17 protein-coding genes and 1 tRNA gene are annotated in these 18,935 nt (G+C 69.3%); 6 read left to right on the forward strand and 12 right to left on the reverse strand.

Translation table 11 applies throughout. From position 1 onward, the window contains the following. Positions 1-3: 3 nt before the first annotated feature. Genes ABZ928_RS11560 through ABZ928_RS11585 form a run of 6 tightly spaced genes read right to left on the reverse strand, consistent with a single transcriptional unit; the run spans position 4 to position 4,149 of the window. Positions 4-735 (reverse strand): class E sortase, encoded by a 732-nt coding sequence (locus ABZ928_RS11560; RefSeq protein WP_361517106.1) that lies wholly within the window; start codon positions 733-735, stop codon positions 4-6. 13 nt (positions 736-748) lie between these two features. After that, positions 749-1,795, reverse strand: coding sequence for a class E sortase (locus ABZ928_RS11565; protein ID WP_361517108.1), 1,047 nt, complete (start codon positions 1,793-1,795; stop codon positions 749-751). Further along, positions 1,792-2,430, reverse strand: coding sequence for an aminodeoxychorismate/anthranilate synthase component II (locus ABZ928_RS11570; RefSeq protein WP_361517110.1), 639 nt, complete (start codon positions 2,428-2,430; stop codon positions 1,792-1,794). Before ABZ928_RS11570 ends, ABZ928_RS11565 begins: the two co-directional genes overlap by 4 nt. Further along, positions 2,427-2,624 carry a hypothetical protein gene (locus ABZ928_RS11575; protein ID WP_361517112.1) on the reverse strand — a complete coding sequence of 66 codons (198 nt, stop codon included), beginning with the start codon at positions 2,622-2,624 and terminating at the stop codon, positions 2,427-2,429. Before ABZ928_RS11575 ends, ABZ928_RS11570 begins: the two co-directional genes overlap by 4 nt. Positions 2,625-2,642: 18 nt before the next feature. Continuing rightward, on the reverse strand, positions 2,643-3,350 hold the full coding sequence (locus ABZ928_RS11580; RefSeq protein ID WP_361517114.1) for a class E sortase: 708 nt from the start codon (positions 3,348-3,350) through the stop codon (positions 2,643-2,645). A 19-nt stretch (positions 3,351-3,369) separates the two neighbouring features. After that, positions 3,370-4,149, reverse strand: coding sequence for a DUF881 domain-containing protein (locus tag ABZ928_RS11585; protein ID WP_361517116.1), 780 nt, complete (start codon positions 4,147-4,149; stop codon positions 3,370-3,372). A 142-nt stretch (positions 4,150-4,291) separates the two neighbouring features. Between ABZ928_RS11585 and crgA the strand changes: the two genes are divergently transcribed. After that, a complete protein-coding gene (crgA, locus tag ABZ928_RS11590) occupies positions 4,292-4,546 on the forward strand; it encodes a cell division protein CrgA (RefSeq protein WP_059194346.1) in 255 nt (84 codons plus the stop codon). 282 nt (positions 4,547-4,828) lie between these two features. Here crgA and ABZ928_RS11595 read toward each other — a convergent pair whose 3' ends face one another. Together ABZ928_RS11595 and ABZ928_RS11600 are read right to left on the reverse strand one after the other, a co-directional pair. Continuing rightward, entirely contained in the window at positions 4,829-5,740 is a 912-nt protein-coding gene (locus ABZ928_RS11595) for a rhomboid family intramembrane serine protease (protein WP_361517117.1), read from the reverse strand. Positions 5,741-5,830: 90 nt separating this feature from the next. Further along, entirely contained in the window at positions 5,831-6,364 is a 534-nt protein-coding gene (locus tag ABZ928_RS11600) for a peptidylprolyl isomerase (protein WP_361517119.1), read from the reverse strand. A 351-nt stretch (positions 6,365-6,715) separates the two neighbouring features. Between ABZ928_RS11600 and ABZ928_RS11605 the strand changes: the two genes are divergently transcribed. Next, positions 6,716-7,417, forward strand: a complete 702-nt coding sequence (locus ABZ928_RS11605; RefSeq protein ID WP_361517120.1) for a DUF5324 family protein — start codon at positions 6,716-6,718, stop codon at positions 7,415-7,417. Positions 7,418-7,889: 472 nt separating this feature from the next. On the opposite strand, the gene ABZ928_RS11610 is transcribed toward ABZ928_RS11605, so the two are convergent. After that, positions 7,890-7,962: transfer RNA gene (locus tag ABZ928_RS11610), tRNA-Ala, on the reverse strand. Between the two features lie 182 nt (positions 7,963-8,144). Between ABZ928_RS11610 and ABZ928_RS11615 the strand changes: the two genes are divergently transcribed. Next, the gene (locus ABZ928_RS11615) at positions 8,145-8,693 is read left to right on the forward strand and encodes a DNA-binding protein (RefSeq protein ID WP_031036313.1); all 549 of its coding nucleotides are present in this window, start codon (positions 8,145-8,147) and stop codon (positions 8,691-8,693) included. Positions 8,694-8,969: 276 nt separating this feature from the next. Beyond that, complete coding sequence (locus ABZ928_RS11620) at positions 8,970-10,607, forward strand: protein kinase (RefSeq protein WP_361517122.1); 1,638 nt, start codon at positions 8,970-8,972, stop codon at positions 10,605-10,607. A gap of 121 nt (positions 10,608-10,728) precedes the next feature. Here ABZ928_RS11620 and ABZ928_RS11625 read toward each other — a convergent pair whose 3' ends face one another. The 3 genes from ABZ928_RS11625 to ABZ928_RS11635 form a co-directional block, all read right to left on the reverse strand. Next, the gene (locus tag ABZ928_RS11625; RefSeq protein ID WP_361517124.1) at positions 10,729-11,769 is read right to left on the reverse strand and encodes a restriction endonuclease; all 1,041 of its coding nucleotides are present in this window, start codon (positions 11,767-11,769) and stop codon (positions 10,729-10,731) included. Positions 11,770-11,935: 166 nt separating this feature from the next. After that, positions 11,936-13,309, reverse strand: a complete 1,374-nt coding sequence (locus tag ABZ928_RS11630; RefSeq protein ID WP_361517126.1) for a hypothetical protein — start codon at positions 13,307-13,309, stop codon at positions 11,936-11,938. A 299-nt stretch (positions 13,310-13,608) separates the two neighbouring features. After that, positions 13,609-13,737 carry a DLW-39 family protein gene (locus tag ABZ928_RS11635; RefSeq protein ID WP_003999697.1) on the reverse strand — a complete coding sequence of 43 codons (129 nt, stop codon included), beginning with the start codon at positions 13,735-13,737 and terminating at the stop codon, positions 13,609-13,611. Between the two features lie 338 nt (positions 13,738-14,075). Here ABZ928_RS11635 and ABZ928_RS11640 point away from each other — a divergent pair, with 338 nt between their 5' ends. Both ABZ928_RS11640 and ABZ928_RS11645 read left to right on the forward strand, forming a co-directional pair. Next, positions 14,076-14,441: a DUF6344 domain-containing protein gene (locus tag ABZ928_RS11640; RefSeq protein ID WP_361517128.1), complete on the forward strand. Its 366-nt coding sequence runs from the start codon at positions 14,076-14,078 to the stop codon at positions 14,439-14,441. A gap of 396 nt (positions 14,442-14,837) precedes the next feature. Next, entirely contained in the window at positions 14,838-18,926 is a 4,089-nt protein-coding gene (locus tag ABZ928_RS11645) for an AAA family ATPase (RefSeq protein WP_361517129.1), read from the forward strand. Positions 18,927-18,935: the final 9 nt, after the last annotated feature.

The following is an 18,935-nucleotide window of genomic DNA, read 5'->3' on the forward strand; positions in this document are numbered from 1 at the left end:
CGGTCAGCGCAGTTCCTTCGGCAGCGTCCGCTCGCTGTCCACCTTCTCCACCCGCACCAGCTCGCCCCACACCACGTACCGGTAGCGAGACGTGTACACCGGCGTGCAGGTCGTCAGCGTGATGTACTTGCCGGCCTTCTTCTTCCCCGACTCCTTCGGGACGGCCCCCAGCACCTTCACGTTGTACTTCGACGTCTCGGGAAGGATCGCGTACGCCTTGTAGACGTACCACTTGTCCTTCGTCTCGAAGACGATCGCGTCACCCTTCTCGATCTTGTCGATGTTGTGGAACTTGGCACCATGGCCATCCCGATGCGCGGCCAGCGAGAAGTTGCCGTCCTTGCCCGACATCGGCAGCGTCGCCTTGACCGGATCCGTGTAGTACCCGGCCACACCGTCATTGAGGATCTTCGTCGAAGTCCCCTTCTCGACCAGCACCTCCCCGTTCTTCATCGCGGGAACGTGCAGAAAGCCGATGCCGTTCTTGGTGTCGAGCGCACCAGGGCCGGTGTCCTGAGCCCAGTTGTCGCGGACCTTGTCCGCCTGCTTGCCCGCCTCACGGTCGGCGACGACGTTCGTCCACCACAGCGAGTAGACGACGAACAGGCCGAGCACCAGGCCCGCCGTGATGAGGAGTTCACCGAAGACACTGACCGCCATCGCGATCCGGCCCATACGGCGCCTGCGGGGCGCCGGAGACGCGGAGATCTCTTGCTGCTCCGTGCTCGCTGCCACTGTTCATCTGCCCTTACTGGACGAGCGCATCCGGCTTGCCCTTGCTGCGCGGCCGTTCCTCGACCATCTTGCCCCAGACGATCAACCGGTACTTGCTGGTGAACTCCGGTGTGCACGTCGTCAGGGTGATGTAACGGCCCGGCCCGGTGAATCCCGACTGCGGAGGCACCGGATTCAGCACGCTCGTATTGCTCGGCGACGTCACCGGCAGCGACGACGCCACCTTGTACACGAAGTAGTCGTCCTGCGTCTCCACGACGATCTCGTCGCCCTTGCTCAGCCGGTTGATGTACCGGAACGGCTCGCCATGCGTGTTCCGATGCCCCGCAAGCCCGAAGTTGCCGGTCTTCGCGCTCGGCATCGCCGTCTTCAACGCGCCCTCGGAGTAGTGCCCGACCATGCCCCGGTCCAGCACCTTCTTGTTGCTGACGCCCTCCGCTATCGGCACGACCACGTCCAGCTTCGGAATGTGCAGCAGCGCGAAACCCTGCCCCGGCTCGAACTCACCCGGCGCCCCCTTGCCGGTGGCCCACTCGTTCTGGAGCGTGCTCGCCTCCTTGCCGGCCTGCGCATGCGCCCGCACATTCGTCCACCACAACTGATAGGTGACGAACAGCAGCATCAGCACACCGGTGGTGATGAACACCTCGCCGATCGCCCGGCTCGCCAGCACCGCCGCACCCGGCTTGCGCGCCCGCGCCTGCCGCCGCGCCTCGACCCGGGAGAGCGGAGCGGACGACGATTCCGCGGCCGATTCCTCCGCCGGTTCCTCGACCGAGGGCCTCGCCCCACCCCCATGACGCCCACCACGCCGCTTGGCGGCCTTTCTGCGGGCCGCACGACCCCCCGCAGGGGTTCCAGTGGCTCCTGTGGCGGACGAGGCGTCAGACGCCGATATGGACCCGCCCACGTACCCCGGGATGTCGGCTATTCGCAGCGCCACCGTCTCCTCGTCCGGAGGCGGCATCCACAGCTCCTGCTCCCCAAGCACACCGGCATCCTCGTACGACTGCTCCCCGTACGAGGTCCCGGACTCGCGCTCGGGGCGCAGTGCGGTCACGCCGAGGCCCTGCCCACCACCGGGGCCAGCCCCGCGCTTCTCGCCACCGCACCCCGGTCACCGCACTCCACCAGCCAGTTCGCCAGCATCCGATGCCCGTGCTCCGTCAACACCGACTCAGGGTGGAACTGAACGCCCTCAACGGGCAGTTCACGGTGCCGCAGCCCCATGATGATCCCGTCATGCGTCCGCGCGGTCACCTCCAGCTCCGCCGGCACCGTCTCCGGCTCCGCCGCGAGCGAGTGATACCGAGTCGCGGTGAAAGGCGTCGGCAGACCCGCGAACACACCCTTCCCCTCGTGCTCCACCAACGACGTCTTCCCATGCAGCAGCTCCGGCGCACGGTCCACGACCCCGCCGTACGCCACCTGCATCGACTGCATCCCCAGACACACACCGAACACCGGCACCCCGGTCACCGCGCAGTGCCGCACCATCTCGATGCAGACACCCGCCTCCTCCGGCGTCCCCGGCCCCGGCGACAACAGCACACCGTCGAAACCGTCCTGGGCATGCGCCGTCGACACCTCGTCGTTGCGCAGCACCTCGCACTCCGCACCCAGCTGGTACAGGTACTGCACAAGGTTGAAGACGAAGCTGTCGTAGTTGTCCACGACGAGAATCCGCGCACTCACTGGTTGTCCACCGTCACATCGTTGAAGGGCAGCAGCGGTTCGGCCCACGGGAAGACGTACTGGAACAGGACGTAGACCACAGCGAGCGCCAGCACGAGTGAGATCAACGCCCTCACCCACGCGTTCCCCGGCAGATGCCGCCAGATCCAGCCGTACATGCCGTCCCTTCCGTCGCACCACGGCACCGGACTCACGCCGTACCAGCCACCAGACTAACGGCGCAGCGCTTCCGGTTTCCCGTCCTCCACAGGCTGCGTGGAGTCCAGATGCGCCCACACGATCAGCCGGTGGCTATGACCCCACTCCGGATCGCACGTGGTCAGCGTGAGATAGCGGCCCGACCGCGTATACCCCGACTTACGTGGCACAGGGTCGATCACCTCAACATCCGTCGGAACGGTTTTGTAAGGCCCTTTGTCGATCCGATACGTGAACCAGGTCGTCCCGTCCGTCAACACCACCGCGTCCCCCCGCCGCAGCTTCGGAAAGTCCTTGAACGGATCCCCATACGTCCGCCGATGCCCCGCCACCGAGAAGTTCCCCTCCTCGCCGAGCTGCGAGGTCCGCGCGTAGTGCCCGAGCCCCTTCTTGAGCGTCCCCACGGACGTCCCCTCAAGGACCGGCTTGTTCCACGTGAAACCAAGCCGCGGGATGTACATGATCGCGAAGGCCTTCCCGCTCTTGTACGGCGCCGGCGCAGCCGGAGACACGGTGGCACCCCCCGCACCCCCCGCGCCCCCCGTGGACCGGGGCTGCTCCACACTCCCCTTCGCCCACTGGTCCTGCAGCTGATCGATCTGGTCGCCCATCACGTCGTCGGCCTTCACGCCGGTCCAGAAGAGCACGTAGACCACGAACAGGCAGATCAAGGCGCCGACGGTGATGCACAGCTCGCTCACGGTCCTGACGACGACACGCACCGGCCGCTCCAGAAGAGACCTACTCCACAGGCTTGGCGTACTGCAGATCCACTGTGCCCGAGTAGCCGGGCAGAGTCACCGTCCCTTCGTCCTCGACTTTCCAGCCGAGCCCGTAGACGTTGACGTACACCATGTAGTTCTGAATCGCCGGACTCGCCGCGAGCGACTCCTTCAGCTTCTCCGGATCCCCGACCGCCGTGATCTTGTACGGCGGCGAGTAGACCCGACCCTGGAGAATCAGGGTGTTGCCCACACACCGCACGGCACTCGTGGAGATCAACCGCTGATCCATGACCTTGATCCCCTCGGCGCCCGCCTGCCACAGCGCGTTCACCACGGCCTGGAGGTCCTGCTGATGGATGACCAGGTAGTCGGGCTGCGGCTCGGGATAGCCAGGAAGCTTGGCGGTGGCGTCCGGCGGAGCGTCGTTGAGCGTGACGGAGATCGCCTCGCCCTTCAGCTTCTGCGTACCCGCCTTCTCCTCCAGCCCCGCCAGCTTGTCGTCCTCGGCCTGCGTACTGCCGTCATCCCGCTCGGCCAACGCCTCCACGTCGTCCCTGAGCGCCCCGTTGGTCTCGTCGAGCTGACCGTTCTTGTGACTGCGCTCCAGGATCAGGTCGGAGAGCTTCAGCAGCGAGGCATCCGTACGGATATTGGTGCCCTTGGCCGTATTGAAGCTGGTGAAGAAAATGAGGCCCGCGAGAGCGAAGACAGCCACCGTGAGCAGCCGCACAGGCCGGAAACCTCGCCTGCGGCCAGGGCTGGATCCAGCCTGGGGGGAGTCGGCAGAATTGCTCAACGTACCCTTATCTCCTTCAGCGCCACGGAAGCACTACGCTAACGGACGCCCGGGGGAGCACTAAGTGTCCCCTTGTACGCTGCCCCCGAGCCCGACCCAGTTACCTGCGCGGCCACGCAGCGCATCGACAGGAGAGACCCTCGTGCCGAAGTCACGTATCCGCAAGAAGGCCGATTACACGCCGCCGCCGGCGAAGCAGGCGACCAGCATCAAGCTGAACAGCCGCGCCTGGGTCGCACCCGTGATGCTGGCCCTGTTCGTCATCGGGCTGGCCTGGATCGTCGTCTTCTATGTGACCGACGGCTCGCTGCCCATCGACGCCCTGGACAACTGGAACATCGTGGTCGGCTTCGGCTTCATCGCCGCCGGCTTCGGCGTCTCCACGCAGTGGAAGTAGCTCTGCCCCGAGCTATCCGCTGAGTTATCCACAGAACGAAGAAGTATCCACAGGCTCCCTGGGGATATTAGAACGACGATCTGTGGATAACTCACACAGCGTTGACGCCGATACGACTGCCACACCGGTCGTCCGCAAGCCTGTTCGAACCTGTTCGCCCCCTGCCTGACCTGCGAAAACACGGGTCAGCGACAGGGGGCACAGTTGTTCGCGCACACTATGCACAAGATTCGCCACCCGCTGTGGACAACTGGGCGGGGGGCGGTGTCGCAAGCAGCCCGCTCAGGTGAGCTGCGCCGTCCTCACGAGCGTCACTACGACGACCACGGCGAGGACCAGGGCACAGGTGCCGTACTGGATCAGGGTCCGGCGCTCGCGTGGGGCGTGCACCATGGCGTACCCGATGACGACGCCTCCGACGAGGCCGCCGATGTGGGCCTGCCAGGCGATGTCGGGCCAGCCGAAGGTGAAGATCAGGTTGATCACCAGCAGGGCGATGACCGGCCGCATGTCGTAGCGGAGCCGTCGCATCAGGATGGCGGTGGCGCCGAAGAGGCCGAAGATGGCGCCGGAGGCGCCGAGCGAGGGCTGGTTCGACTCGGCCAGCAGATAGGTGAGCGCGCTGCCGGCGAGGCCGGAGACGAAGTAGAGCGCCAGGTAGCGGGCGCGGCCGAGGGCTGCTTCGAGGGGGCCGCCGATCCACCACAGGCTGAGCATGTTGAAGATGATGTGCATGTAGCTGCCGTGCAGGAACATCGCGGTCAGCAGCCGGTACCACTGGCCCTCCGCGACGCCTTCGACATCGCCCAGGACGGGCACGTAGGCGCGTCCGAGGAGGTCGAAGCTGTCGGTGAAGCGGTCGCCGACGGAGAGCTGGACGAAGAAGACGGCGAGGCAGACGCCGATGAGGATCTTGGTGACGAGCCGGGGGTCGGTCGCGACAGTGCCGCCGGCGAGGGTGCGGGGGGTGGCGGCGTCGGGGCGGTGGCCGGTGCCGGAGCCGCCGCGGACGCAGTCGGGGCACTGGAAGCCGACGGAGGCGCTGACCATGCACTCGGGGCAGATCGGGCGTTCGCAGCGGGTGCAGCGGATGCCGGTCTCGCGGTCCGGGTGGCGGTAGCAGCCGGGCAGGCCCTGGGTGGGCTGCGGACCCTGGTCCTCCGGGCCCTGTGGGCTGCCTGGCGCCTGGTCCATGGGCTCCCCTAAGTCGTCGTATGCAATGAAACCGCCCCGCCCCTCCTTACGGACGAGCGGGGCGATAGGTTCCCTGCTCCGCGGGCGGGGTCAGCGCTCGCGGGTCTCGACGACGACCGACTCGATGACGACGTCGTTGAGCGGGCGCTCGGTGCGCGGGTTGGTCGGAAGGGCGGCGATGGTGTCGACGACCTTCTGGCTGGCCGCGTCGGTGACCTCGCCGAAGATGGTGTGCTTGCGGTTCAGCCACGTCGTGGTGCCGACGGTGATGAAGAACTGCGAGCCGTTGGTGCCCGGGCCGGCGTTGGCCATGGCGAGCAGGTAGGGCTTGTCGAAGCGCAGGTCGGGGTGGAACTCGTCGCCGAACTCGTAGCCGGGGCCGCCGATGCCGGTGCCGAGCGGGTCGCCGCCCTGGATCATGAAGCCGCTGATGATGCGGTGGAAGACGGTGCCGTCGTAGAGCTTCTTGGTGGACACTTCGCCGGTGCCGGGGTGGGTCCAGGTCCGCTCGCCCTGTGCGAGCTCGACGAAGTTCTTGACCGTCTTGGGAGCGTGGTTCGGCAGAAGCCGGACTTCGATGTCGCCTTGGCTGGTCTTCAGGGTGGCGTAGAGCTGCTCGGCCACGGTCTGCCTTCCGTTGCTTCCGTTGTCCCTCTTGTGACTCCACGATCCTCGCACGGTCCGTGGGATCCGATGCCCGTCGTCCTCTTGTGTGCAGAAAAGCGGTCCAGTAGTCCCGGGCCGGGGGCGCTCAGCGGCGATCCGTGGCATTGTCGACGACAAGCTCCCGTTGCCCCGTATTCATCCGCTATTGCATGTGATCGGTTCTTCAGCAGCGCTTGATCGGAGAGGGTCCGGGGTCCGTGTCCGTGACCCGGATGCCCGCCCTCGCATGCCCGGTGGCCTGTTGCCAGGCATGATCCGTAAAAGGGTGGAAAGTCGAAATACCGTACGCCACCGAGGAGGAGGATTCCCGTGACCCGCATCGACAGCGTGCGCGCCGCGACCGGTTCGGCGAAGGACAGCGTGCTGCACGCCGCGGAAGTGGTGGCGCCCTACGCCGACACGGCCAAGGACAAGGCCGCGCACTACGCACACGAGGCACGCGTACGGCTCGCGCCGAGGGTGTCGCAGGCGGCCGATCAGGCTCGCGTCCAGTACGACGCGCATGTCGCGCCGCGCGTGGAGCAGGCCTTGACACATGTGCCGCCGAAGGTCGACCAGGCCGCCCATGAGGCCGCCGTCCGCACCCGTAAGGCTGCCCGGCAGGCCGCTGACTACTCACGTCCGAGGATCGAGCAGGCCGTGGCCGCGGCCGGCCCTGTCAGGGACGAGGCCGCGTCCCGTGGTGCGGCCGCGTTGCTGGCGCTGCGCGGCCAGGTCTCGCCCGAGGAGATCCAGAAGCTGACCCGCAAGCATGAGCGGCGGGCGAGGGCCAGCCGTCTCGCCAAGGCGCTGGCGATCGCGGGCATCTTGGCGGGTGGTGCTTTCGCCGCCTGGAAGTGGTGGGACAAGCAGGCCAACCCTGACTGGCTGGTCGAGCCGCCTGCCGCGACGGAGGTCCCGGAGTCGAGTCGGCTGACATCGGTCGACGGCAGCGGCCAGTCGGTGCTGGACCCTGAGGTGCAGGCCAAGGAGGCCGAGGAGGAGGCCGCGCACCGCGACGACCGGCGGTAGCCAGTGACTGATAGCCGGTAGCGTCCGTCGCTTCGAACCGCGCTGTGGGGCGGGAGACTTGAGGGTCTCCCGCCCCACAGCGTTGTTTCACGTGGAACCGGAGTTGATTGCCCTGTGCATCCACGATGACGTTTGCAACGGTTCAGGTGTGCAGGTTCCGCACAGATCGGATGGACGGACGGCAACGTCCTGATTACATGCGCCCGCTCTCACCAGTCCCCACAAGGCCTCCACCACCGGAACCCCTGCCTCCGGCCGCTCACCCGCCCCCTGGGTGACGGAGCGCCACTCCCGGCGACCTCTCGCATTTGCGCAAACATCCGCAACGTTTTCGAGCCCTTCGAGTGACTCACGTCACCTCCGGAGCCACGCTTCGTCCACATCCGCCGCCCCCGTGGATCCGCTGCGTGAAAAACCGGCACATGCAAGAACCGGCCAGCGCCCGAGAAGGGCGGCTGACCGGTCCGAGGTGTGGAGCCTAGGGGAGTCGAACCCCTGACATCTGCCATGCAAAGACAGCGCTCTACCAACTGAGCTAAGGCCCCGGAAGAGGAGCGTCCGACCGGAAGTGACTCATACCGGCGGGCGTCGCAGACCAGAGTACCGGGTCGCCCCCGGTATCTCGCAAAAAGATTGGGGGTCCCGATGAACGACCACTCTCCGTAAGATGCTCGGCGTGGTTCGCTAGAGCGAACCGCGGTATTTGGGGAAGCGATGGGGAGACGCAATGGACGCCGCACAGCAGGAAGCGACCGCGAGAGCGCGGGAACTGCAGCGGAACTGGTACGGGGAGCCGCTGGGGGCGCTCTTCCGTAAGCTCATCGACGATCTTGGTCTCAACCAGGCTCGTCTCGCGGGGGTACTGGGACTGTCCGCGCCGATGCTGTCGCAGCTGATGAGCGGTCAGCGGGCGAAGATCGGCAATCCGGCCGTGGTCCAGCGGGTGCAGTTGCTGCAGGATCTGGCGGGGCAGGTCGCGGACGGCAGCGTGAGCGCCGCCGAGGCGACCGAGCGGATGGACGAGATCAAGAAGTCGCAAGGGGGCTCGGTGCTCAGCAACACCACGACCACGACGAGCAGTTCGGGAGCACCGACGGTCAAGCGGGTCGTCCGTGAGATCCAGTCGCTGCTGCGCTCGGTCGCGGCCGCGGGGGACATCATCGACGCGGCGGACACGCTCGCCCCGACCCACCCGGAACTCGCCGAGTTCCTCCGGGTCTACGGCGCGGGCCGCACCTCCGACGCGGTCACGCACTACCAGTCCCACCAGAACTGAACCTGAGGCCCGGCCACCGAAGGGGGTTCGGCAGCCGGGCCGACGGCCGAGAGGGCGCGAGGGGGTCGCGCCGCCCGGGGAGAGCGCGGGGTCCGTCGCTCGTCCGGAGGGGACACATGGGGGCGTGTCACCGGCCGGACGGTGGACGGGCCTTGGCACTCGCCGCCCGGCGGTGCGAGGGGTGTCACTCGTCCCGGAGCGGTGCGAGGGGAGTCGTACCGCCCGTCGCGGGGGAAGCAAGGGGGGAGACCGAAGGGGGAGGAGCGTCGCACAGCCATGGGTGAGGTCTTCGCCGGCCGGTACGAACTCGTCGATCCGATCGGGCGCGGAGGTGTCGGCGCCGTCTGGCGCGCCTGGGACCACCGGCGCCGTCGCTATGTCGCCGCCAAGGTGCTCCAGCAGAGCGACGCGCACTCGCTGCTGCGCTTCGTCCGCGAGCAGGCGCTGCGGATCGACCACCCTCATGTGCTCGCGCCGGCCAGCTGGGCCGCCGACGACGACAAGGTCCTGTTCACCATGGATCTGGTCGCCGGCGGTTCGCTGGTCCATCTGATCGGGGACTACGGCCCGCTGCCGCCGTCCTTCGTCTGCACGCTGCTCGACCAGCTCCTGGCGGGGCTGGCGGCGGTGCACGCGGAGGACGTGGTCCACCGGGACATCAAGCCCGCCAATGTGCTGCTGGAGGCCACCGGTACGGGCCGGCCGCGGCTGCGGCTGTCCGACTTCGGCATCGCGATGCGGCTGGGCGAGGCGCGGCTGACGGAGACCAACCTCGTGGTGGGGACGCCCGGTTACATCGCGCCCGAGCAGATGATGGGCTCGGAGCCGGACTTCCCCGCCGACCTGTTCGCCGTCGGCCTGGTCGCGCTGTATCTCCTGGAGGGCGCCAAGCCGGACGCCAAGGAACTCATCCAGTACTTCGCGGCGCACGGCACACCGAGTGCCCCCAAGGGCATTCCCGAGCCGCTGTGGCAGGTCGTGGCCACGCTCGTGCAGCCCGACCCACAGGCCCGCTTCCGCACCGCCACGGGGGCGCGCAAGGCGCTCGCCGCAGCCTCGGAACTGTTGCCGGGGTCGGGCCCCGACGACGAGATGATCGAGATCTTCGACCAACTCGGCCCCCTGCCAGCGGGGTTCGGTCCCGGAGGGCCGCTCAAGCTCGCGCCGGGGGTGCAGCCGGGGTATGCCAGGGCGGGGCAGGGCGGGGAACCGTCGGGTTCGGACACCGGGGCCGGCGCCCCGTCCGCACGGGGCGGTCCGGAAGCAGGCACCGGCTTCTCGTCCTACCCGCACGATGGCCCGGCCCCGGGCACCGGCGCCCGCCCGGTCGTACGGGACGACTCCGACTCCATATGGCCCGGCACGGGATCCGTCCCGACCGACCCGCGCCGGGGCACCGGGCCCCTGCCGACGACTTCCGGCTCCGAATCCGAATCCTCCGGTGCCGTGCGGCCGCCCAGCATGTCGGACACCGGAAGCTTCCACCTGCCGCCCCCGCAGCCCCCGGTCTCCTCCGGTCAGACTGCTCAGAACCCTCAAGCCTCTCAGGAGCAGCGGCACGAGCCCCAGGCACCCGCCCAGCCCCACAAGGGCGACGCACAGCACCAGTCCGCGCCCGTCTCCCCCCATGACCCCACGCACGTCCTGTCCTCCCCCCGACCGCAGGCGCCGCCCTACCCGCCGGCGCAGCCCCTCAGCTCGCCGCCGCTCCTCCGCGCCGATGCCTCTACTGCTTCGTACACCGCTCAGGTCCCGCAGGTTCCACCTCCGGCCCGGGAAATTCCTCGACACCGTGCGAGCCGGACCACGAACAGGGCCCGCCGCCCCGGTCCTCCGGCGAGGGTGGTCGTCCCGATGCTGCTTCTGGCGCTGGCCTGCTACGCGGTGGGGTTCTGGGCGCTGGCGCAAATCTGAGTACTGCCGACGGAGCTGCGGGGCTGACAGGCCCTCTTATGGAGGGTCAGTCGCCTAACATGACGGAGGCCCGAAGCCGCAACCACCTTTTGCGACTTCGGGCCTTGTCACATTGCCGTGACTACTCCAGGACCTTCAACGGCTCCCCGGTGCTCCAGTCCTCCAGCACCCCACGGTGTACGGCAGTGATGCCGGTCTCGGAGGCAAGGGCGAGGGCTTCAGGTGTGAACGGGCATGTCGCCACGAAGAGCGCCACCTCCGCGCTGTACAGGACTTTCGCCGAGCCGATGAACTTCTGGATGTCCGAGCTGGCAACGGTGAGGTAGGGGGAGCGCCGCTTGCACTGGACGACCATGCGTCGTCCGTCGGCCGTGAGCCCGATGAGGTCGACACCCCTGTCTCCGTGGCCGCCCTGTACGACAACGTTGGTGCAGCCGTCTCGGATCAGCAGCTTGGCGATGTGGCGTTCGAACGTGCGGCCGTTCATGGCGTCCATGGCGGCCATGGCTCCGACGGCGGGGCGGTCGTCCCGTACCCCTTCGAGCCTCTTCAGCCGGTCGTGGTGCTGATGGAGCCGACGCTCGATGCGCTGGACTCCTGAGCGCAGGGCGATCAGTTCCTGGCGGTGTTCGCCCGAGGTCTCGATCAGGGCGTTGAACATGGGGACGACCGTCTTGCCGAGGATGTGGGTGATGCGCTGGTCGATGCGGGTGTCGAGGTCGTCGGGGGTGACGGGGTCTGTGGATACCGAGTTATCCACAGGCTGGGTACGGGCCAGGTACTCCATGTCCAGGAGGTACACACGCACCTGACGTGCGACTTCGCTGTCGCGGAGGAGCATGGCGACGTTGAGGACGGCCCGGCGTGGATACAGCGCGAGGGATCGAGAGCGCGACTGAATCCCACTGACCTCCTTGAAGGAGGTCAGTTCTGTACCCGTCAAAACGCGGTAACCACTTGCTACCAGTTCGTCGCGGTGGTCGATCACCAACGACTCGATGGCTTTCAGGCCCACCTCGAAGTACGCCGCCACCATCGCCGTAGTCACATGCATCCCATCCGGCAGCAACGACAGCGCCTTCACCCTGTCGAGCACATCCGTCCGCTGGAGCACGCTGTCGCGCAGACTCTTCGACTCCAACAGCACTGACTCGTTGATCATGTTCTGCCCTTCTGATCGAGCATGGCCTCATGGCCAGGGCAGAGCTCCGACACCCCACCCCATCCGATCAACGAGTCGTCATATAGGAAGACACGGTCGAAACGGGAACACCCGCCCGGAACGGCACCCTCCGACCAGGGCCGGCCCCACCCGGCCACACCTCGCCCTACCAGGCCCCACCCCTCCGCCGAGCCACCACCGTCCACGCCCCCAGCACCACCAGCACCAAGGTCCCCCCACCGATCCCGGCCGCCGCGACCACCTTCATCACCGCACCGCCCCCAGAACCCGCACCCCCACCCGCGCCACCCTCCTCCGCCCCCGCATCCACCCCGTCCGCAGACCCCGCCCCCCGATCCTGGACCGCGACCTCGAACACCCCCCGAGGCTCGGACTCCCCCACATACTCAGGCGCTGCCTCGCTCGAACCGTCCACCCGCACCCGAAGCGTCACCCCGAACGGCCCGTCGCCGTACTCCTCGGCCATCCGCTCCGAGAGATGCAGGGCGAGGTAGTAACCGCCGGCGAACCGCATCGCGCTCTGCGACTTGGTGGCGGCGTAGCGGTTGTCGTAGGCGACCGGTGGCAGGGAGGGGAGGGAGCGTGACTTCTGGGTGCCGTTGAAGCCGAGGGTCGCGTCGTCGACGGGCACGCGCGCGGGGTTGTAGAGGGACATGGTGAGGGCGCCGATGACATAGCCGCCGTCGGTCGCCGCGCCGTCGAGTTCGGCGGTGGCCTGGAGGCGGCGGCCCCAGTCGACCGGCACTTCGTAGAAGAGGGTCTGACCGGGCGTGAGGTCGGCGCTCCAGGCCCCCGTCCTCGCGGTCACGGCTCCGTCGAATCCCGGGCCGCCGGGAAGCCGTACCGCCTCGCCCGCCTCACCCGTCTCGCCCGTCGGCGGCTTCGGGGACTCGGAGTCCCAGTCCTTCGGTGCCTCCGTCGTCCCCTCGGCCCCCTTCACGCCCGGTTCCGACATCGGCGCCAGCTCCAGGTCCCATGTGTCCGGCGACGGGTCCGTTCCGTCGAGGCGCTCGACGACGACGTAGTACGTGCCGGCCTCCTTGCAGGAGGTGCGCTTGGAGAAGGTCTCGCGGGCGCCCCAGGCCGCGATCGGGCGCGGGCTGCCGCCGGAGCCGAAGTAGGAGGTGTTGCCGGAACAGGTGTGGCTGTCGTCGGCCTGGAGGTACACCCTGATGCCGCCGCCGGCGGAAATCTTCGTACGCGCGCGTGGGACGGCGGTGACGGAGACGTAGGTGTCCGAGGTGTCGTCGAGTACGACGCTGTAGTAGAGCTTGCCGCCCTCCGGAAGGGAGCTCTTATAGGTCGCGCCGAGTTCGAGGGACCCGGCGCCGGCCGCGCTCGAAGCGCCGGTGACCGTCCGGACGTCCGGGGCGAAGCCATAGGAACTGGGGCTGGGGCTGGGCGTGCTGTCGGCGGCGAGAGCGGCGCCCTGTCCGGGGAGCAGCAGGGCTGCCGTACAAGACAGTGCTCCGGACAGAGCCAGGCACACGCCGCGCCACCGCACCGTACGCCGCCCCATCACGCGCCACCCCTCGCCGTAGCCGTTCCCCGGACCGCCGTTCCCCGGACCGCCGCTCTCCCGGACCGCCGCTCTCCCGGACCGCCGCTCTCCCGGACCGCCGTTCCTCAGGCCGCCGGAGCCCCGAGCCCCGGTCGTCCGAACCGTGGCCCATCCTGCCCCGCCGAACGGCGGATCACCCGCGCTTCCCGTACGTGCGTCCGAAACCCCCGGGTCCGCAGCACACCGTGGCGGACCCGGCAACACAAAACCCCGACCGCGAAGGCGGCCGGGGTCTTTTCAGAACCGGATGTCGGTACTCACGAACCCGTGGGCACGGAGTCAGTCGCCTCCGTCCACAGATCCTGCTCGGCGCGATCCGCCTGGATCTGGCGGTACACGAGGAGCCCGCCGATGGCGGCCAGTGCGACCAGGAGAAGCTTCTTCACCGCGCGACCTCGTCTTTCCTTGACGTAGGGGACCTCTGGCGCCCGACTATACACACCGACCGATACCGATCGGTGACCTGCGTCAGCCCCTCAACTTCCGCCCTCAGCACCGCAGTAGAAGCGGATGACGCCGCTCCGATCGGAGGGTGATCACACCTCCACAGGCGGTGACTTTGGCCTTCCTCCTCCACTCTCCTCCACTTTTCGGGCCTCTTGCACCCATCCGGGTGGTGTTCATCTGAAGATCGACGCGCCACGGGCCCGGGTCCACGATTTCGTCGCCTCCATACACATCATGAGGAAAGTACGCAAATCGCCCAACCCGAAAGTGAGGGGCCATGGCCCAGAACAAGGTCATGAAGCTGTGGACCGCCATCGTCACCGCGCTCCTGGCGCTGTGCACGGCGCTCGGACTCGTCACGACGACCGCTGCCGCCGCGACGGCCGCACCGCAGACCGGTACGAACGGGACGACGACCCGACACAGCACCGCCGAGACCACGACGGCGGCACCGCCCCTCTGGTCCTGGTCCTGGACCAGGTCCCTGCCCCCCACGATGAAGCAGCGCATCCGGGCCGAGGCCCACGGCAAGACCCCCAGCTGCCGCCACCGCCCGCCCGCTGACGACGAGTCGACCGACGACACCTCCTGCGAGGACGCCGGCGCCGTCCCGGACGAACCGGCCGCACCCCTCCAGCGCTGACCGCGCCCCGAGGAACGTCACGGCACTCATGTGCCGCCCTCACCACCCCGACGTAACGGCGAACTTGCGTACCCGCCAGCTACGAAGACGTACAGAAGTACGTACGGAACGACATATGTGATGACGTATGTGAAGACGTACGGCAATGCGACGACCCCCGGTCCCAACCGATCGGGGGTCGTCGTGCTGCCGGCGCGGGCGTCCGGCGTGCCGGTCGGTGCCGGTCCCTCCCCTCGTGGGGACCGGTACCTGGCGGCGCGGACGACGATTGCGTCGTGATCCTGCCAGCCGAGGCCTCCGGTGAGGAGGTTCCGGTCTCCGGACGACTACAAAACCGCAGGTCAGCCGTATAAGGTGAGTTTTCCGGTCCGGATACCAGTGCGGGGGAAGTAAGGGGTGGGGACCTTGGGTTCCGACTCAGGGGCGCGCACAGCCTTCGCGGAACGTCTCGCGCTGCTGTACAAGGAGGCCGGTGATCCTCCGCTCAAACGCGTGTCCGAGGCCGTCGTACGGTTGCAGCGGGTCGACGAGCGAGGGCGGCCCGTACGGGTCTCCGCGCAGCGGATCAGCGACTGGCGGCGGGCGCGGAACGTACCCGCCCAGTTCACGGCGCTCGCGGCCGTGCTGCATGTCCTGATACCCGACGCCCGCCGTTCGCGGCCCGCGCCCGTGTCCCCCGGCCTCTACGACCTGGGCCAGTGGCAGCGGCTGTGGGAGCGGGCGGTGGCCGACCCGGTCGGTGACGGTCCCGCGGGGGCCGCGTCCGCGGAGGACGAGGACCGGCTGTCCGCCGAGGCGCCGGCCGATCCCGGTGTGTGTCCGTATCGAGGGCTGGCTTCCTATCGTCCGCAGCACGCCCGGTGGTTCTTCGGGCGGGAGCGGAGCACCGAGGCGCTCGTCGCCCGGCTGCGTGCCGCGGAGCGGACCGGCGGTCTGATCATGCTCGTCGGCGCGTCCGGAGCGGGAAAGTCCTCGCTGCTGAGCGCCGGACTGGTGCCCGCCCTGCGCGGCGGCGCGCTCGACGACGAGTCCCGGCCGGCCACCAGCGTCCTGGAGTTCGTACCGGGAGCCGACCCTCTCAAGGAGCTGAGCCGGCAGATCCCCGAACTCGAAGGCGTCACGTCCGCCGCGGAGGAAGAAAGGGGGGAGGAGGCCGAGCGACCAGCGGCGCACCCCGCCGGCACTCCACACCCCCCTGGCAGCCCCCACCCCGCCGGCACCCCGCACTTCGCCCACGCCGTGCGCGCGGCCCTCACCGCCTGGGCCCGGCGTCAGCCGGAGTCCGCGGCCCGTCCGGTCCTCATCGTCGACCAGTTCGAGGAAACCTTCACCCTCTGCTCCGACGAGACGACCCGGCGCACCTTCATCGAGCTCCTGCACGCCGCCGCCACGCCGTCCGAGGCGGGGGAGCCGGCGCCCGTGCTCGTGGTCCTCGGTATGCGCGCCGACTTCTACGAGCAGTGCCTGGCCCATCCCGAGCTGGCCGACGCGTTGCAGCACCGGCACATGGTGCTGGGGCCGCTGTCCGCCGCGGAGCTGCGGGAGGCGGTGACCGGGCCGGCCAAGGCGGTCGGTCTCGAGCTGGAGCCGGGGCTGGCGGAGCTGATCGTGCGGGAGGTCAGCGCGGACGGTCCGCGGGGGGCGCACGACGCAGGCGCGCTGCCGCTTCTCTCGCACGCGCTGCTGGCCACCTGGCAGCGGCGCAAGACCGGCCGTCTGACGCTGGCCGGCTACCGGGCGGCGGGCGGGATCCAGGGTGCGGTGGCGGCGACCGCCGAGCGGGCCTGGTCCGATCTCGACCCGGCGGCCCGTACGGCCGCGCGGCTGCTGCTGCTGAGGCTGGTCCGGCTCGGCGAGGACACCCAGGCCACCCGCAGGAGGGGGACGCGGCGCCGGCTCGCGGAGGAGTCGAGGGACCCCGACAAGACGGAGGAGTCCCTGGAGGCCCTGGTACGTGCCCGGTTGGTGACGCTCGACGCGGAGAGCGTGGAGATCACCCATGAGGCGCTGCTGCACGCCTGGCCGCGGCTGCGGAACTGGATCGACGAGGGCCGCAGTGATCATCTGCTGCGGCAGCGGCTGGAGGAGGACAGCAGGTCCTGGGAGAGCGCGGACCGCGACACGGCGCTGCTCTACCGGGGTTCCCGGCTCGCGCAGGCCCACGCCTGGGCGGAATCCGCCGGTGACACCTTCCTGACGCGCGGCGCGGTGGAGTTCCTGGCGGCTTCGGTCAGGCTGCGCCGGCGCGTGGTCTGGATCAGCCGGGGTGCCGTCGCGGCGCTGGTCGCCCTGGCGTTGGTGGCCGGGGGTGCGGCGCTGGTCGCGATGCAGCAGCGGGACGACGCGGTGTTCGAGCAGGTCCTCGCGGAGGCCGACCGGGTCCGCTCCACCGACCAGTCGCTGTCCGCCCAGCTCGACCTGGTCGCCCATGACCTGCGCCCGGGCGACGCGGACACGAACAACAGGCTGGCCTCCATCGTCAACGCCCCGCTGGCCACCCCCCTGCTGGGCCACACCGGCGCCGTCTACCTCACCACGTTCAGCCCCGACGGACGGCTCATGGCGAGCGCCAGCTACGACCGGACCGTACGCCTGTGGGACGTGTCGGACCGGGCCCGCCCCAAGCCCCTGGGCAAGCCGCTGACCGGGCACACCAGTTGGGTGAGCAGCGCGGTGTTCAGCCCCGACGGCCGGACCCTGGCCAGCGCCGGGGACGACGGCACGCTCCGCCTGTGGGACGTCACCGACCCCAGCGGTCCGCGCCCCCTCGGCGCTCCCCTCACCGGCCACGACGGCACGATCTACCTGGTCGCCTTCAGCCCCGACGGGCGCACGCTCGCCACCGCCGACGAGGACCGCTCCGTACGGCTGTGGGACATGAGCGACGTACGGCGCCCGAGGACGCTCGGCACGCTGACCGGCTTCACCGCACCCGTGCGCGCGGTGGCGTTCAGCCCCGACGGACGGACGCTGGCGGCGGGCGGCGACGACTACAAGGTCTCCCTGTGGGATCTGCGCGACCGCCGTCACCCGGCTCGGATCGGTACGCCGCTCACCGGCCACACCGACACCGTGCACTCGGTGGCCTTCAGTCCGGACGGCCACACCCTCGCCAGCGGCAGCGCGGACAACACGATCCGGCTGTGGGACGTCACCGATCCGCGGCGGGCGAGCTCCCTCGGAGCGCCGCTCACCGGGCACACCGGGCCCGTGTGGTCCGTGGCGTTCAGCCCGGACGGCGGCATGCTCGCCGCCGGCAGCGCGGACAGCACGGCGAGCCTGTGGAACGTCGGCAATCCGGCGTACCCGTCGCAGATCGGCTCGCCGCTGGCCGGCAGCAGCGGGGAGATGTACGCCGTCGGCTTCAGCCCCGACGGGCGGACCCTCGCCACCGGCAGCGGCGACAGCAAGATCCGGCTGTGGTCGGTGCCGACCTCGGACATGATCGGCCGGGTCGGCGCGTTCACCGAGGACGGGCGGATCCTCGCCACCGCAAGCGCCGACGGCAGGATCCGGCTGTGGAACGTGACCGATCCCGGCCGCCCCGTCGCCCTGGGCGAGCCGTTCGGGGTCGGTGAGGACATGGGCGTCCAGCAGCTGGCGTTCTCGCGGGACGGCCGCAGCCTCGCCGTCCTGACCGGCACCCACAACACGGTCCAGCTGTGGAACGTCTCCGACCCCGCGCACCCCGTCCCCCACGGCAAGCCCGTGGCGCTGCGCACGCGCTACGCGGGCGCCGACTCAATGGCCCTCAGCCCCGACGGCCGCATCCTCGCCGGCGCCTACGACGACCGCACCCTCCAGCTGTGGGACGCCACCGACCCGTCCCGCCTCGTCCCGCTCGGCAAGCCGCTCACCGGCCACAAGGGGTACGTCAACGCCCTCGCCTTCAGCCCCGACGGCCGTACGCTCGCCAGCGGCAGCTCCGACCTCACGATCCGCCTGTGGAACGTCAGCGACCCGAGCCGCGTCACCCTGCTCGGCAAGCCGCTCACCGGGCACACCGGCCCCGTCAACACCCTCGCCTTCAGCCCCGACGGGGAGACCCTCGCCAGCGGCAGCGGCGACGACACGGTCCGCCTGTGGAACGTCACGGACCCCGGTGAGGCGACCCCGGCGGGCTCCCCGCTGACCGGTCACACCGAGGCCCTCGTCTCCCTGACCTTCAGCCGCGACGGCCGCACCCTGGCGAGCGGCGGCAACGACAACACGGTCCGCCTGTGGAAGGTCGCCGATCCGTCCCGGGCCGCGCCGATCGGCGAGTCCATGAGCGCCAACGCCAAGACGGGCAACTTCCTGCTGTTCAGCCCCAGCGACGACGACCTGCTCGGGGTGTCGACCGGCACCGACACGGTCCGCCTGTTGAGCCTCGACGTCGACCGGGCCGTCAGCCACATCTGCGCGGCCACCCGGAACGTCCTGACCCCGGAGAAGTGGCACGAGTACCTGCCCCGGCTCTCCTACGACCCCCCGTGCGACACCTGACGAACCCGC

The organism is Streptomyces sp. NPDC046909 (genome assembly GCF_040644695.1).
Classification (GTDB): Bacteria; Actinomycetota; Actinomycetes; order Streptomycetales; family Streptomycetaceae; genus Streptomyces.